The sequence below is a fragment of the Okeania sp. SIO3I5 genome (genome assembly GCF_010672085.1).
Taxonomy (GTDB): domain Bacteria; phylum Cyanobacteriota; class Cyanobacteriia; order Cyanobacteriales; family Microcoleaceae; genus Trichodesmium.
Genome location: NZ_JAAHHT010000013.1, coordinates 69,528 through 86,454 on the forward strand (window position 1 = coordinate 69,528; position 16,927 = coordinate 86,454).

At 33.8% G+C, this 16,927-nt stretch carries 12 protein-coding genes; 7 read left to right on the forward strand and 5 right to left on the reverse strand.

The window, feature by feature from the left end:
* Positions 1 to 27 precede the first annotated feature (27 nt).
* From treZ to treY, 3 genes are all read left to right on the forward strand, one after another.
* Positions 28 to 1,851, forward strand: a complete 1,824-nt coding sequence (gene treZ / locus F6K40_RS04750; protein ID WP_293132098.1) for a malto-oligosyltrehalose trehalohydrolase — start codon at positions 28 to 30, stop codon at positions 1,849 to 1,851.
* Positions 1,852 to 1,855: 4 nt separating this feature from the next.
* On the forward strand, positions 1,856 to 1,981 hold the full coding sequence (locus F6K40_RS04755) for a hypothetical protein (protein ID WP_293132101.1): 126 nt from the start codon (positions 1,856 to 1,858) through the stop codon (positions 1,979 to 1,981).
* A 1,646-nt stretch (positions 1,982 to 3,627) separates the two neighbouring features.
* Positions 3,628 to 6,474, forward strand: coding sequence for a malto-oligosyltrehalose synthase (treY, locus tag F6K40_RS04760; protein WP_293132104.1), 2,847 nt, complete (start codon positions 3,628 to 3,630; stop codon positions 6,472 to 6,474).
* Between the two features lie 930 nt (positions 6,475 to 7,404).
* Here the strand turns inward: treY and F6K40_RS04765 are convergent.
* From F6K40_RS04765 to cysC, 3 genes are all read right to left on the reverse strand, one after another.
* Positions 7,405 to 7,728 (reverse strand): hypothetical protein, encoded by a 324-nt coding sequence (locus F6K40_RS04765; RefSeq protein WP_293132107.1) that lies wholly within the window; start codon positions 7,726 to 7,728, stop codon positions 7,405 to 7,407.
* Positions 7,729 to 8,938: 1,210 nt separating this feature from the next.
* The gene (locus F6K40_RS04770) at positions 8,939 to 10,513 is read right to left on the reverse strand and encodes a polysaccharide biosynthesis/export family protein (protein ID WP_293132110.1); all 1,575 of its coding nucleotides are present in this window, start codon (positions 10,511 to 10,513) and stop codon (positions 8,939 to 8,941) included.
* A gap of 103 nt (positions 10,514 to 10,616) precedes the next feature.
* The gene (cysC, locus tag F6K40_RS04775) at positions 10,617 to 11,180 is read right to left on the reverse strand and encodes an adenylyl-sulfate kinase (protein WP_293132131.1); all 564 of its coding nucleotides are present in this window, start codon (positions 11,178 to 11,180) and stop codon (positions 10,617 to 10,619) included.
* Positions 11,181 to 12,027: 847 nt separating this feature from the next.
* Here cysC and F6K40_RS04780 point away from each other — a divergent pair.
* The 4 genes from F6K40_RS04780 to hetR all read left to right on the forward strand — a co-directional run bounded on the left by F6K40_RS04780 (position 12,028) and on the right by hetR (position 15,748).
* Complete coding sequence (locus F6K40_RS04780; RefSeq protein WP_293132113.1) at positions 12,028 to 12,285, forward strand: hypothetical protein; 258 nt, start codon at positions 12,028 to 12,030, stop codon at positions 12,283 to 12,285.
* A 525-nt stretch (positions 12,286 to 12,810) separates the two neighbouring features.
* Positions 12,811 to 13,467 carry a transposase gene (locus F6K40_RS04785; protein WP_293132116.1) on the forward strand — a complete coding sequence of 219 codons (657 nt, stop codon included), beginning with the start codon at positions 12,811 to 12,813 and terminating at the stop codon, positions 13,465 to 13,467.
* A gap of 102 nt (positions 13,468 to 13,569) precedes the next feature.
* Complete coding sequence (locus tag F6K40_RS04790) at positions 13,570 to 13,986, forward strand: IS200/IS605 family accessory protein TnpB-related protein (RefSeq protein ID WP_293132134.1); 417 nt, start codon at positions 13,570 to 13,572, stop codon at positions 13,984 to 13,986.
* Between the two features lie 859 nt (positions 13,987 to 14,845).
* Positions 14,846 to 15,748 carry a heterocyst differentiation master regulator HetR gene (gene hetR, locus F6K40_RS04795; RefSeq protein WP_293132137.1) on the forward strand — a complete coding sequence of 301 codons (903 nt, stop codon included), beginning with the start codon at positions 14,846 to 14,848 and terminating at the stop codon, positions 15,746 to 15,748.
* Positions 15,749 to 15,990: 242 nt separating this feature from the next.
* On the opposite strand, the gene F6K40_RS04800 is transcribed toward hetR, so the two are convergent.
* On the reverse strand, positions 15,991 to 16,509 hold the full coding sequence (locus tag F6K40_RS04800; RefSeq protein ID WP_293132119.1) for a hypothetical protein: 519 nt from the start codon (positions 16,507 to 16,509) through the stop codon (positions 15,991 to 15,993).
* 61 nt (positions 16,510 to 16,570) lie between these two features.
* Positions 16,571 to 16,810: a hypothetical protein gene (locus tag F6K40_RS04805; RefSeq protein ID WP_293132122.1), complete on the reverse strand. Its 240-nt coding sequence runs from the start codon at positions 16,808 to 16,810 to the stop codon at positions 16,571 to 16,573.
* Positions 16,811 to 16,927 lie beyond the last annotated feature (117 nt).

Genomic DNA, 16,927 nt, shown 5'->3' on the forward strand with positions numbered 1-16,927 from the left:
CTTAACCGTCTAAGGAGATTTCAATTTATGAAAATTGGTAGCTATTTTTCAGCAGAAACAAATAAATGCCAATTTACTGTGTGGGCACCTCTACGAGAAAATTTAGCTGTACATATTGTACATCCTCAAGAGAAATTAATAGCTCTGCAAAAAGATGAATGGGGATATTGGCAAGGAGAAGCAAAAGACATTCACCCGGAAACTCTCTACTTTTACCAACTAGACGGAGAAACTGACCGACCAGACCCTGCCTCTAACTGGCAACCCCAAGGAGTACATGGTCCTTCTAAAATAGTAGACCATCTACAATTTACCTGGAATGATACTTCTTGGCAAGGCATCCCTTTGGCAGAAATGATTATCTATGAACTTCATGTCGGTACTTTTACTCCTGAAGGAACTTTTGGAGCAATTATTCCCAGGTTGCCAGAATTAAAAGATTTAGGGATAAACACTATAGAAATAATGCCCGTAGCCCAATTTCCAGGCGATCGCAACTGGGGCTACGATGGAGTTTATCTTTATGGAGTCCAACATTCTTATGGTGGGCCGGATGGTCTAAAGGAACTTGTTAATGCTTGTCATCAAATTGGCATTTCTGTAATTTTGGACGTTGTTTATAATCATTTTGGTCCAGAAGGAAATTATCTCTGGGATTATGGTCCCTATTTTACCGATAAGTATCATACTCCCTGGGGAAATGCTGTTAATTTTGACGACGCATATAGTAATGAAGTCCGTAATTTTTTTATTGAAAATACTTTGTATTGGTTAGATAAATATCATATTGATGGTTTACGTTTGGATGCTGTTCATGCCATTTATGATATGAGTGCCGAACCATTTTTACAACAGTTAGCTGCGAGGGTAGAAGAGTTTAGTAAAAGTGATGGAAGGAAGCGTTATTTAATTGCGGAAAGTGACTTAAATGATGTGCGAGTTTTACGTTCAAAAGAACAAGGAGGTTTTGGTCACGATGCTCAATGGTGCGATGATTTTCACCACTCTTTGCACAGTCTTTTAACAGGAGAAAGTTCTGGATATTATTCTGATTTTAAGAGTATAGAATCTCTGAAAAAATCTTACAAAGAAGGATATGTTTATACTGGAGAATATTCGCCTCACCGTCAGAGAAATCATGGTAATTCGACTCTAGGTTTTGCGGGAGAAAAATTTGTAGTTTGTATTCAAAACCACGACCAAATAGGTAATAGGTTAATCGGGGAAAGATTATCAGCATTAGTAAATTTTGAAGGATTAAAATTAGCAGCAGGAGCATTTTTAATTTCTCCTTATGTACCAATGTTATTTATGGGAGAAGAGTATGGAGAAGAAAATCCTTTTATGTATTTTGTTAGTCATGGAGATCCTAACTTAGTTGAAGCAGTGAGAAAAGGCAGGGCAGAAGAATTTAAGTCTTTCAATTGGTCTGGAGAGGTGCCAGATCCTCAAGGAGAGAAAGTATTTATGGAGTCTAAACTGAATTGGGAAAAATCTAGGGAAGGGAAATATAAAATTTTGCGTTCTTTCTATAAAAGGTTAATTGAGCTACGGAAAAAAATTCCGGCATTAGCTAAATTAGATAAAACTCAAACTGAGGTCTATAGTTATGCTGAGAAAAATGTTTTACTGCTTCACAGGTGGGAAGAAAAAAGTGGTGTATTAAGCGTGATGAATTTTGAAAAGCAGTCTGTCACATTTGAACCTAAGCTACCTGAAGGAAATTGGCAAAAGCTACTTAATTCCTCCGACCAAGAATGGATGGGAAATGGTGCTGTTTTACCTGAAAAATTGTTATCTGGACAAACTGTGACAATTAATCCTTTAAGTTTTGCTGTTTATCAGGGATAGGCTTATGTCAGTTATCAGTTACCAGTTAACAGTTAACAGTAAATTTGTTTCTTCTATTAAAAACTGCCATGAGTTAAGTGACTTACCTACAGGTCGTTTGCTTTTTCGGCAACAGCATCTACTCTGTTAAAGAGTTAAAAAAATGCAGCATCTTCCCAAGATTTATTTAACCCAGACTTGGAGATTGATCATTAGGTAAATATTTCTCATCTTTATCTTGTTTAGCTTTATTTCTGCGAGTTAAACCTGTTAAATTTATTTTCTTATTGAAAAATACTTTTTTTACTAAAACTAGGAGGTCTTAAGCCTTCTCTTTTAAAGGGATAAAAAAAATATTCAACTCAGTATTTCAAGCTTCCGACTTCAGTCGGACGTACTGATAAATTTTAACGTAGTTCCTCCGCAGGAGGCTAACTGATTAACTGATAATTGAAATGACTTGTTTGAATTAATTTGTAAGCTGTTTTGTACTGAAAATATTTACCAAAAAATTAAGGTATAAACCCTTTCAATTCATGGAGAAAAAAGCGGTTGTTTGCCGAGCATTCCGAAGGATAGGATGCCGAGGTCTCCTCGGCATATCCAATCAACCAAGAAAAGAAAAAAATTCTTTTAGCTCAATCCTCTTCTTTCATCGACCAAGAGAAATAAATTTTTTCCCTACCGCGTCAATCCTTTCTCTTTGGGGGAGAGGTAATTATCCATTATCCATTAATGAATACCATGCTTGCGTTTTTCTTGCCTTGATAAGCTTTTGTTAGTTTGTCTTGATTTATTCTTAAATGTTGAAGAGAAAATAATTTACTTCTTTCTGATGTGGCTAGATAAATATCTTTTTCTAGTACAGGATATAAACATAAAGAGTTTTCCCAAATAGGTTGAATATTGTCAGTTTTAAACTCAGGAATTGACTTATTCTCTAAACTTAAATTTATCTACCAAACATCAGTTTTTTTGATTAGTGAAACTTGTTTTATGTTGGCTCTGTTAGGTATTAGTCTATGGGTTATAGCCCTTTGATCTGTTAAAGGGTAATACTATTTCTTTTTAACAATGCCCTTAATAATTTTTACCAAAAAATGAGGTCTAAAGCCTCCCCTTTTAAGGGGATGAAAAAAATATTTAATTCAGTATTTCCAGCCTCCGACTAAAGTCGGAGGTTCACTGATAACTGATAACTGAAATAACCCAGACCTGAATTTTACTAATAGCTATTATCTTTTATTAATCGCAACTTCGTGAAGAAATGATATAAGATGTAATATCATGTCTCTTTGAATAACCAGAATAAAAAATTTAGAGAGTAGGGAGTAAAGAGTAGGGAGCGAAAAAGATTTTCGCTTGGAGAGAAGAAGATTTTTATTATGGCTAATTAATGAGACTTGATATAAGTATTTCGCAGGAAATGTTGCCCAAACAGCGGTCAGCTAGCCTCTTATAGAGGAACTGCGTTATTAACTATGAGCTTGATGATTTTTAAAGGAGGAAAAAGCAATTGAGAGATTTTCCAGAATTAGAATTAGTTTTAAAATTTAGTAGAAGTTAAACAAATGCTTGTTTAATTGATTAAAAACCTGATAGCTGAATGTTTACGGTAAAATCATAAACCAGAACAAAAATAAAATATAGGAATTCTAAATCGGTTGTAAAAATTTTGATAGCAGTTAATTTTAACGGAAAATCTAGGAAATTATGAATTCATAATTCTGACTTATAATTACAACTCGAATAGGATTCCTATACTTAACCAATCATAACTTATATCTCTTAAATCTTATGCGAATTCCCGTAGCGACTTATAGAATTCAATTTAGTCCTAGTTTTGACTTTGAAGCAGGCAAAGTTATCGTTCCATACTTAGCTGAACTAGGAATTTCTGATATTTATGCCTCTCCCATATTCAAAGCAAAAACAGGCAGTACCCATGGATATGATGTAGTTAATCCTAATCAAGTTAATCCTGAATTAGGAAGTAAAGAAAAATTTGAAGAACTTGCTTTAGAAATCAAAAATTATGAAATAGGATGGCTACAGGATATTGTGCCAAATCACATGGCATTTAATAGCCAAAATCATATTCTTATTGATGTTTTAGAAAATGGTTCTGAATCTCAATTCCGAGACTATTTTGATATTGACTGGAATCATCCTTATGAAGGTATTAGAGATAGAGTTTTAGCTCCTTTTTTAGGTAAATTTTATGGAGATTGTCTGGAAAGTGGAGAGTTACAACTACAGTATGCTCAACATGGATTAACTGTTAATTATTACGATCATCAGTTTCCCATCAAAATTGATTCTTATACTCAGGTTTTAACTTACGATATAGGCAGGTTAAAAAATAAATTAGGCAGAAATAATCCAGATTTTGTTAAGTTTCAGGGAGTTCTTTATAGTTTAAAATATATTCCTTCTGGCTCGGAAGGTAGAGAAAGATACGACCAAATTAGCTTCATTAAAGGGATGTTGTGGGAGTTATGGAATGAAAATTCAGAGATTAAAGAATTCATTGAGGAAAATATCAATACTTTCAACGGAGTTCCAGGAAAACCAGAAAGTTTTGACTTGTTAGATAAATTATTATCCGATCAATATTTCCGCTTATCTTTCTGGAAGGTTGGTAATGAAGAATTAAATTATCGACGGTTTTTTACAGTCAACGATTTAATCTCAGTTAGAGTAGAAGACGATAAAGTTTTTTATACTAGCCATGCTCTAATTTTAGAAATGTTGAAAGAGCAAAATTTTACAGGTTTGAGAATAGATCATATTGATGGATTATACGACCCTGCTCAATACTTAAACAGACTCAGACAAAAAGCAGATGCTCCATATATTGTTGTGGAAAAAATTCTCGAACCTGATGAAGATTTACCTGTTAATTGGCCGGTTCAAGGAACTACAGGTTATGACTTTTTAAATTATGTAAATGGTTTATTGTGCGATAATTCCAACGAACAAGAATTTAATCAAATTTACTCTCGGTTTATTCGAGGTAGTTCTAATTATGAACGCCTAGTCGATGAAAATCAAAGACTAATTATTAATAAGCATTTGGCTGGAGATATTGATAATTTAGCTCACTTACTGAAGGATATTTCTAGTAAATATAGATATGCTAGTGATTTTACGACTTTTGGTTTAAAAGCTGCTTTAGTAGAAGTTATGTCGGTATTTCCTGTGTACAGAACTTACATTAGTAAAGAAGGAGTAAGTAAAGCTGACCGAGAATGTATTCAAGGAGTAATTGCTACAACCAAAGAAAGAATACGCACTTTTATCGATGAACTTTTGAATGAATTAAATTTCATTGAGAAGTTTCTCTTATTAGAATTTGATGAATATTTAAACCAGGAAGATAAGGATAAATGGCTACACTTTGTGATGCGTTTACAACAATTTACCGGACCTTTAATGGCAAAGGGTGTAGAAGATACTGTTTTATATATTTATAATCGCCTTATTTCTCTGAACGAAGTTGGTTCAACTCCCAGTAAATTTGGAGTTTCAATTGATGAATTTCATGGATTTAATCAACATCGTATTGCTTATTGGCCTCATGCTATGAATGGAACTTCTACCCATGATACAAAACGTGGAGAAGATGTCAGAACTAGAATTAATGTACTTTCAGAAATTCCTGAAGAGTGGGAAAGTTATCTCAAAAAATGGCAGGAAATTAATGCTCCTCAAAAAGATTGTGTTGGAGGTTTAGATGTGCCTTCCCCTAATGATGAATACTTTTTATATCAAACTTTACTGGGAGCTTTTCCTTTTGATGAAACTGAATATCAAACTTTTGTCGAAAGGATTAAAGAATATATTATTAAAGCAATACGAGAGGCAAAAGTTAATACTGGTTGGTTGAGACCAGATTGTGGTTATGAAAATTCATTGCTGAAATTTGTAGAACATCTACTTAAAAATTCAGAAGAAAATGAATTTTTAGCAGCTTTCCGACCTTTGCAACGTAAGGTTCAAAATTATGGAATTTTGAATTCTTTATCTCAAACTTTTCTGAAGATTACTTCTCCTGGAGTTCCTGATATTTATCAAGGTACAGAATTATGGAATTTGAGTCTTGTCGATCCTGATAACCGTCGCCCTGTTGATTTTGAAAAAAGGGTAGAATTTATCCAGGAAATTAAGACAAAAATTGAATCAAATATTTTGGGATTAATTGAGGAACTTTTAGAAACTCCAGAGACTGGTAAGATTAAAATGTTTTTAACTTATCAAACTTTACAGGCACGTCGAGAGTATGTGGAATTATTTCAACGTGGAGATTACCAAAAGTTAATTGTTATGGGGAGTTTGAAAGATCATATAGTTGCTTTCTCCAGAAAATGGGGAGATAGTACGGCTATTATTATTGCTCCTAGGTTATTAACTAAATTGGTGCAAGAAGGAGAATATCCTTTAGGAGAACAAGTGTGGCATGAAACTAGAATTGGTTTACCTTCCGGTTCTTCTTTAGTGTGGAAAAATGTGATTACTCAACAAGAGTTACAAAGTGAACAAGAGGATACTTTGTGGATTAGAGATGTGCTAAGTCATTTTCCTGTGGCATTATTAATTAATGAGGGTGGGGAAACAAGTAATGATTCTGATTTTGATAATTAACTATCTATAGGTCTGTGAGTTTAAAAGTAAGTTGAAACCTACTGCTAAAAATTTTATTGGTAAAAATTAGGATTACCATACGGAGCTAGAGATTTTTGTCGATTTCTCTTGTGCTGAAAGTTTCCACAAACAGAATGATTGTCTGGCGGAAAAACAACTTTCTCAATATCTCTGAAATTCCTGATTATTTGCTCAAAAGTTTCAAGGGGAAAATTGGAATTACCATACTGAGCTAGAGATTTTTGTCGGTTTCTCTTGTGCTGAAAGTTTCCACAAACAGAATGATTGTCTGGCGGAAAAACAACTTTCTCAATATCTCTGAAATTCCTGATTATTTGCTCAAAAGTTTCAAGGGGAAAATTGGAATTACCATGCGGAGCTAGAGATTTTTGTCGATTCCTCTTATGCTGAAAATTTCTACAAGCAGAATAATTGTCTCGTGGAAAAAAAACTTTCTCAATATCTGGGAAATTCCTGATTATTTGCTCAAAATTTTCTCGGTAAAAATTAGAATTACCATAGGGAACTAGAGATTTTTGTCGATTCCTCTTGTGCTGAAAATTTCCACAATGCAGAATAATTGTGTGATGGAAAAAAACTTTCTCAATATCTCTGAAATTCCTGATTATTTGCTCAAAATTTTCTCGGTAAAAATTGAGATTACCATAAGGAGCTAGAGATTTTTGTCAATAGTTTATCGGTAAAAATCTAGAGATTTTTGTCGATTATTCTTGTGCTGAAAATTTTCACAGACAACATGATTGTGTGGTAAAAAACAACTTTCTCAGTATCTGGGAAATTCCTGATTATTTGCTCAAAATTTTCTCGGTAAAAATTAGGATTACCATAGGGAACTAGAGATTTTTGTCGATTCCTTTTGTGCTGAAAATTTTCACAGACAGAATGATTGTGTGGTAAAAAACAACTTTCTCAGTATCTGGGAAATGTCCTGATTATTTGCTCAAAAGTTTCTCGGTAAAAATTAGGATTACCATAGGGAACTAGAGATTTTTGTCGATTTCTCTTGTGCTGAAAATTTCCACAATGCAGAATAATTGTGTGATGGAAAAAAACTTTTTCAAGTTCTGGGAAGTTCGTGATTATTTGCTCAAAATTTTCTCGGTAAAAATTAGGATTACCATAGGGAACTAGAGATTTTTGTCGATTTCTCTTGTGCTGAAAATTTCCACAAGTAGAATAATTGTGTCGTGGAAAAGCAACTTTATCAATTCCTCTTGTGCTGAAAATTTCCACAATGCAGAATAATTGTGTGGTGGAAAAAAACTTTCTCAATATCTCTGAAATTCCTGATTATTTGCTCAAAATTTTCTCGGTAAAAATTAGGATTACCATACTGAGCTAGAGATTTTTGTCGATTTCTCTTGTGCTGAAAATTTCCATAAGCAAAATAATTGTGTGTTGGAAAAGCAACTTTCCCAATATCTTGAAAATTCCTGATTATTTGCTCAAAATTTTCTCGGTAAAAATTAGGATTACCATACTGAGCTAGAGATTTTTGTCGATTTCTCTTGTGCTGAAAATTTCCATAAGCAAAATAATTGTGTGTTGGAAAAGCAACTTTCCCAATATCTTGAAAATTCCTGATTATTTGCTCAAAATTTTCAAGGGGAAAGTTGGAATTACCATATTGAACTAGAGATTTTTGTCGATTCCTCTTATGCTGAAAATTTCTACAAGCAGAATAATTGTCTCGTGGAAAAAAAACTTTCTCAATATCTCTGAAATTCCTGATTATTTGTTCAAAATTTTCTAGGTAAAATTATAATTCCCATAGGGAGCTAGAAATTTTTGTCTATTCCTCTTGTGCTGAAAATTTCCATAAGCAAAATAATTGTGTCGTGGAAAAACAACTTTCTCAAACTCTCTGAAATTCCTGATTATTTGCTCAAAATTTTCTCGGTAAAAATTAGGATGACCATACTAAGCTAGAGATTTTTGTCGATTCCTCTTGTGCTGAAAATTTCCACAAACAGACAAAAATAGTTGTTTCCAAAAATCTTGCTGTCTCAACTTTTTTTTAGTAGGCAGAGAATTAGTAGATTTGGGAAATAACATAAGTAGGAGATATTTCAATTTGGCAATAGGGGGAAATTCAACAAGAATAGCAGATTTTTCTCTATCTATTCCTTATTTTATATCACCCATATTTTGACTTTTAATATTCTCAAGAATACCTGCTTCCCCAAATATTGCTTGATCAACTTTTTTTAGTAGGCGGATAATTGTTCAATTCAGGAAATACATAAGTAGGATATATTTCGATTTGGCAATAAGGAGAAATTAAAGAAAGATAGCAGATTTTTCCCTATTCCTAATTCTTTCAACTTCTATAATACCTGCACTTTTTTTTTCCTTAGTCTTGTTACAACTAGAAAGTAAAAAACCTACACTTGTAAGCAGCTACTTCCCCTCCCTACTCCCTACTCCCTACTCCCTCAATTAATTAATCAAAAATATCAAAAAATATCCCTAAAATTCTATTAATTGGACTGAAAGGAGCTAGAACACCTCCTACATTATCAGTAAAAGTTGTCCTACCAGAACGACCAACTACAATTACATCATTATTTAGCAAAGTTGGATTAGTTTCTTCATTAACTTTTGCCGAAAAATCTATCTCTACCTTTCGCCTAGTAACTGTACCATTAGGATTAAGACGAATAAGTTCTATTTCCTTTGTTTCTGCCCTTCTTGGATTAAAACCTCCTGCTGCTAATAAAGCTTGATTAAGTGTACTATTAGGACTTACAAAAATTGTTCCAGGTTTAACTACCTCCCCAATAACATTAATCTTGAAATTACCTGGAGAAAAACTTGAAGCATTAACTTCAGCTAACTCATCTAAATTAACCTCATCTGCAACTGGCACATAAATCGTATCTCCAGATTCTAAAACTATATCTTGGCTTAAATCCCCAGTTTGAAGAAGTTGCCAAAGATTTACTTTAATAACTTGCTCAGTACCAGCACGAGTTAACCGACGCACCCTAATTTCCCGAATATCCGCCGCCGAAGTAATACCCCCTGCCATCTTAATAGCCTTAGTGACAGTATGTAACCTAGTATTCTCAGGCGGTAAAATATTACCATCTGCCTCACTAGAATCTAAATTTTCTCCCGTAGGCAAAACTTGACTTTGGTCAATATCTGTTTCTAATATATATGGACCAGGACGTGCAACTTCTCCAACCACTGCAATATTAAGAGGTTGAGTATTAGTACCAGCAAAATTGGCACTTGCTAGTTGATTTGACTCTACTGGATTAATTTCTGTAATACTAGGAACAAATAAAGTATCCCCATCCCGCAGAGAAATATCTTGGACTAAGTTGCCACTTTGTAAAAGTTCCCATAAATTGATGTTGATTATCTGTTCTGGGACATTGAGTTGGAGGCGACGAATTTTGATTTGTCTGATGTCTGCTGAAGTTGTTATTCCACCCGCCACCTGTAATGCTTTAGTAACTGTAGGTAGTTGGGTGCTACTTTCACTATTACCCCCTTGACTAACTATCGGAGAAATTGTGTACGAACCAGGATGTTGAACTTCTCCAGCGATCGCTACTTTTAATGGACGTGCTGCTAATAGATTGAGATTAACTATAGGTATTTGTAGATACTCACCGTATTTTTCTTGAATTAAATTTTTGGCTAACTCTAAAGTCATTCCCTGAACAGAGACATTACCTATTAATGGAAGATTGAGAGTCCCATCAATTTGTACTTGATGTTGTCCATTTTTTCCACTATATTCTGGTACATTGAAGATGTCTATTTGAAGGCGATCGCCTGCGCCTAGTGTGTATCCTTTTGAATCTGGCAAAGGTGTTTCTGGTTCAGGAATCAATATTGGTTCTGGAGGTGGAGGTAGGAGAGGTGTTTGTGGTTCTTTACCTTTAGGCCAAGGTTCTGTTAGTTTTGGTAAGGTTAAGTTCTCTAATGTTGTTTGGCTTTTCTGAGAGAGAGTTTGAGCTTTTACAGCAGAAGAGACTTCCCAGCAAATGTATAGTACAACCATTGTTCCACAATTTAAAATTTGGAATAAAGACGATTTTTTGCTGAGGATATCTTCTTTATTTTTGGATTTATACTGCTTCATTGCTCAATCTCCCCTATTTTTTTTAAACCAAATAACCTAACTTTTCTAGACTACTAATTATATGAGTTACGCTTTCGTCTAAAGTTTCTTTATCTGTATAGCAAGTAATTTCGGGATTTTCTGGTGCTTCATAAGGATCGTCAATACCAGTAAAATTTTTAATTTCTCCAGCTCTAGCTTTAGCATATAACCCTTTAACGTCACGTTGTTCACATACTTCTAAAGGTGCATTTATATAAACTTCTATAAAATTTCCATCCATTTCTCTAATTTCATTTCGTATTCCTTTGTAAGGACTAATTGCTGCAGTAATAGCTACCGCTCCATTCCTACTTAGGAGATGAGCGACAAAACCAATTCGCCGGACATTTATATCTCGGTCTTCTTTACTAAAAGTCAACCCTTTTGATAAATTTTCTCTGACTATATCTCCATCTAATATTTCTACTTTCTTACCTCTTTCTTTTAATTTTTCTGCCACAACTTTGCTGATAGTTGTTTTACCAGCTCCACTTAATCCTGTAAACCAGAGAATAAATCCTTTTTCCATTTGAATTGAATTTTTGTAAGTTTTTACTAAAGTTATATTTTACCTGTATTTGTGAATTAACAATTAATGTATATTGTCAAACATTTAACCACTTCAAAGCTATGAACTTTAAATCTCTATAGAATCATCAGTTAAAGTCAGAGCTGTTCACCTAGTCTAACTTAATTTTTTGCCATAGAACAGTGATATTTTCGGCCATTCAGGTATTAGAGCTGATTTATAAAGTCAATATTAAGGCGCTGAATCACTTCCTATACTTAGGTTTTAGGAGTTATCGTCAAGTAGCCCGCTAATTGCTCAAAGCTAGGTAATATAGGACTTTTAGCGAAGTTGACAAATCAGCTCTTCATACTCTTATTTACTATTAGAAATCTCCAATAATCAAAAAAATTAAATTCATTATTTTACCAAAAAAATAGGATATACGTCTCCCCTTTTAAGGGGATGAAAAAGCGGTAGTTTGCGGAGCAGTCCGTAGGATGGGATGGATAGGTTACCGGCGCCATATCCAATCGACCAAGAAAAAATCAATTTCCGTATTTCAATCCCAATGGTGAGCGCCAGAGGTACTGATAACTGATAACTGATAACTGATAACTGAAATAACCTACTCCCTCTTTTCTGGATATTTCTATTCATTAGTGAGGGTAAAAACACCCGGATAATTATGGGAATAAAATTTTAATTTTACTTGCTAATTATAGAATCTGTAGGCAAATTTCAAGTTCTAACTTTATATCTGATTCGGCAGTAAATCCTCTTTAATATATTTGTACACTACATCCTTTCCTATATATTGAACTGACAAATTATTTCCTAACTATCCTGATTTTTCCCTCAAAGTCCGTATCAGAGAATAGACACTCTCACACGGATAAAACCTATGCGCAATTATACACCAATCATTTTCTCTTTTTTATTATTACTTGGTAATGCTTCTAGTAGCCAAGCTCTAATTAGTGGAAATGAAGTTGAATTATCTGCAACATTTTTCAGAGGTAATACTAAGAACGATCATGGAGATGTAAAGTCTCCTCCTCAAAGAGGAAGTATCCGAAAAGGATATAAATTTGTCAACACAATTTCTACTTCTGGATTAGACGATCAGGATATTTTTCCTCATCGTGGTAGTGGACGCTAAAACTGTTTCCTACTTTTTAAGTTTCGGAACAAACATTAAACCTCTTCCAAATGTCAAAGTTGGTTGAGTCTTTAGATTTACAATGTTTGCTCTATTGTATAGATCGAAAATTGTGAAAAATTATCTTTTTAAATTACATAAGATAGTAACCATTTATCCTTCTGGCACAAGTAGGATGAATGGTACTTTAGTATGTGACTGAAAAATTAGGTTAAAAGCCTCTCCCCTTATCGGGTGAGTTTGTGTTATTATTATATTTATTAGAATGTCCTGATTTTTGGTAAACCCTCAAACTGCGAAAGTTAGTATAATAAACGTTGTACATAAATATAGTCTTATGTAGTCAAATAATGTCAAATATCTTGGTTGATTTGTACAAGCATAGCTACTAAGTATTTGACAAAATGTAATAACTCTCGACCTAATGTTTAATGGTACAATGAAATTGGCTCAGAATTGCTGACTCAATAATTATAAAAATTCTGAACTCAAGAGAGCCTAATCGTAATTTTACCCCTTTGATTTATGAGGTTAGTTGAAAGACATATTATTCAACCAACACATCGGTTTTATGCTGAAATTGATCGACTGTGTTTCTTGTCGAAAAATCTCTATAACTATGCTAATTATTTAGTTCGTCAATCTTTGATATTTGAAAATAAAAATCTATCCTACTATGACCTACAAAAAAGACTTTCTACTCAAGCCGACTATCAAGCAATGCCAGCTAAAGTATCTCAACAAACCTTGATGATACTAGATAGAAACTGGAAAAGCTTTTTAGCCGCGAACGAAGTTTATAAACAGAATCCATCAAAGTTTAAATCTCGTCCTCGTCTTCCTGGATATAAAAATAAAATAACGGGAAGAAATCTGATAATTTATACGACACAAGCTATCAGCAAGAGGCAACTAAAACAAGGAATTATTAATCCTTCTCAAACAGGGATTTATCTCAAAACATTAGTACCTACTTCACAAATTAAACAAGTTCGTCTCGTCCCTAGACTTAATCATTATGTAATTGAAGTGATTTATGAAAAATGCAAAAAACAATACGAGCTAGAAAAAAATTGTTGTGCCAGCATTGATATTGGATTAAACAATTTAGCTACATTAACTTTTAATCAAGCCGGAATTAAACCCAAGAGTGATAAATGGCAGACCGTTAAAATCTATTAATCAATACTATAATAAAGTTAAGTAGCTCTCCTACAATCTCAAATCCGGGAAAATCAATCAAGTCTGAGACTAAAAAAGCTTTGCAATCAAAGAGAATTTAAAATCAATGATTATCTTCATAAAGCATCTCGTTTGATTATTGATACTTTAATTAATCAGAAAATAGGAACTCTGATAATAGGGCATAATGAAGACTGGAAACAGAAGATAAATCTAGGGAAAAGAAATAATCAAAATTTTGTATCTGTCCCCTATAACAAGTTAATAGAAATGTTATCTTATAAAGCTGAGATGGTAGGAATAAATGTGATTATTACAGAAGAATCTTATACCTCTGCATCAAGTTTTATAGATAATGATTTGATTCCAGTTTACAAAAAAGGTCAGAAAATAAGAGTCAACTTTTCAGGAAAAAGAGTAAAGCGATGCAGCGCGGTCTTGGGGGTTCCCCCCATGAGGACTGCATCAAGACAAAGAGGTTTGTATCGCAGTGCCAGCAAAGGATTAATCAATGAGTAAAGTAAACGGTTCTTTGAACATAATGAGATGCATCAGTCCCAAATGTCTTTGACCATGGGATAGAGAAGCCAGTGCGTTGGGCGGGTCCCCCGACTTGAAGCAACTGGCGTGGTGTTGTAGTTCACCCAGTCAGGGTAACACCTGCAATGTAGGAGAATATGTCATATTTGACTATATTTTTATCAACTATAATGAGGTTAGGAAATTAATTTGAATTGCAGATATTTCCATTTCCCTTGAATATTTTAATTTGTGTCGGCCATCCAAGAATTATCCAGGATTCAGAAATGAGAATATCAAGTTATTAATACATCTCTAATCAAAAACTACAGAAGGCTAGTAACTGTTGACTATAATCTATGATAATCTCCCAATTATCTATATTTATGTTACTTGGATTCACCAGCTGAATTAAACTCAAATAAACAGCAAAAAACAATTTTTCGCTCCAACTGTAAAATCCAGACTTAAATGCTAGTTTTAATCTAGCTATGGTGGTCAGTTCAACCCTGAAAGCCTGTGGACTGGATCAAGCCAACATTGCCAGTCGAATAGGGAGAAAAGATTATTTATAGAAAATCATAGATTTATGTAGATAATCGTAGGTTTCTAAGAATGGTGTAAAAATCTACTAAGATAACAAACTATTGGCAAGCCGAATTTGTTTGATTGTTCCAACGCCAAATGCAAAAAATTCTCAAAAGAGATATATTGGTTGATATAGAATTTATAGCTAACTGATTTTCTGGCATTAAAATATTATCATAGTCAGCATATTTTTCATTCTTAATGGAGGATGATAATATGCCGCCTCATTTTTGTTATTTTGGGTATTATGATGAAGACCGATAGCGATCTGATGAAGACCGATAGCGATCTGATTAATAGCCTTAGCCCAAGTGCTATGGATCAGATTATGTTATATCTAGCGTTTAGTGCCATGAGGACGAGTGGGCATCGTCATGGTGCTTTTTTAGATGCAGCGGCCACGGCAGCTAAGTGTGCGATTTATATGACCTATGTTGAACAAGGTCAAAATCTGCGTATGACTGGACATCTGCATCATATCGAACCTAAACGGGTTAAAGTGATTGTCCAGGAAGTAGAAGAAGCACTAACAAAGGGCAAACTGCTAAAAATGTTAGGTTCTCAAGAACCTCGGTACTTGATTCAATTTCCCTATGTATGGTTAGAACAATATCCCTGGACTCCTGGCCGTCCTCGCCTTCCTAGTACCAATCTTACCAAAGAGGAGAGGCGATATATAGAAACTAAACTTCCTTCAAATATGCCTGATGCTAGATTGATTAATTCCTTTCAGTTCATGGAATTAATTGAGTTCTTGCACAGGCGTTCTCAGGAAGATTTACCACCTGAACGCCGGATGCCTTTGAGTGAAGCTTTGGCAGAACATATTAAGCGCCGTTTAATTTATTCTGGTACGGTAACTAAGATAGATTCTCCTTGGGGAATGCCTTTTTATGCTCTGACTCGTTCTTCTTATTCTCCAGAGGATCAAGAGGAACGGACTTATATAATGGTTGAGGATACAGCTCGCTATTTCCGTTTGATGAAGGACTGGGCAGAAAATAATAATAATAAAGTAATGCGTATTTTAGAGGAGTTTGATATTTCTCCCGATCGCTTTGAACAGGCTAAAGAAGAGTTAGATGAAATAATTAGACATTGGGCTGATAGATATCATGAACAAGGTGGAACACAAATGGTGGTGCAGATGGTTTTTGGCCCAAAGGATGATTAGTTTAGCTACTTGCTAGCTTTGATAGCTTAGGAGCTAGAATAAGTTCTAACTCCTGATCTATAAGCAATTATAATTTAACTATCAGGTTTTTTTGTTAATTTCGTTTGATAAGTAATAGCGACAAAATTAATTACAGATTGCGAATCCTTTCTTGCCTTTTATATGTATTGTTGTGATTGTATTTTTTATTTGAGATTGAACAGGTTTCTAGAGTTAAAATTTTGAGTTATTCTGCTGTATTTTTAATTTAATTCTCGTGTTTGACATAGTTCTACCCATGAAATTACAGGAATGGGTGAAGACTTTAAGTGTGGAGTAGATAATTCTTCATCTGTTACTATAATTGCTTCAACTTTCCAATTTAGATTGGGGTCTAAACCAAGCCAGATTAATATTTCTTGTAGATGATTATTAACCCATTTAACTCTTTCTTGATGATGTTCAATAGTCGATTTTTTCTGACTTTTACCTTTGTTTTTTCCTATAAATAAATTGTCTAATTCATTTTTCATTTGGTGTGGAGCGCGAGCCATTGAAAAATTTTTACATTCAACCATTTTAATACATAAATTTTTAGAGTCAGCTACTAAGACATCTATATCACCTAACGGTTTTCCTTTTTCTTCCTCAATCTTAATTTCACCAATTTTTTCAACCTTTCGATGCACAATTAGCGTTGAATCTTGTTCAAACCAATCAGCTATTTTATTGTTGAAGTCTTCCCCTGCTTGGGTTGTTATCTTACTGATTACTTCCTTCATTTCTTGACTTTCTGCTTAAAATTTTCCAGTCAAACAAAGTTGAATGAGGTATTTTTTTACTTCATATAAATAGTGAATCTTCGATGTTATCCCAGACTGCGGTACTATAAGATTTTACTAGCTCATTTTTCACACCATGCTCAATAGCAAGACGAATCAATTCATTCCTAGTAGCTGTTAACAATATTCCAGGAATTGCAACAATAAATTTGCCATAAATTTGAACAATAGGTTTGGCTAACAACTCACCATTATCAATGTTGTAATTGTTAATTGAAACATTACCAAGTTCTAATATCAAATTTTATATTGCCTCAAAAATAATACCATTTTCAGTTAGTAAGTTAGTTAACTCTGACTTAGTAAAAGATACAGATTTTTTCAATTGATTCATGTATTGAGAAGTTGGGAAATAGGA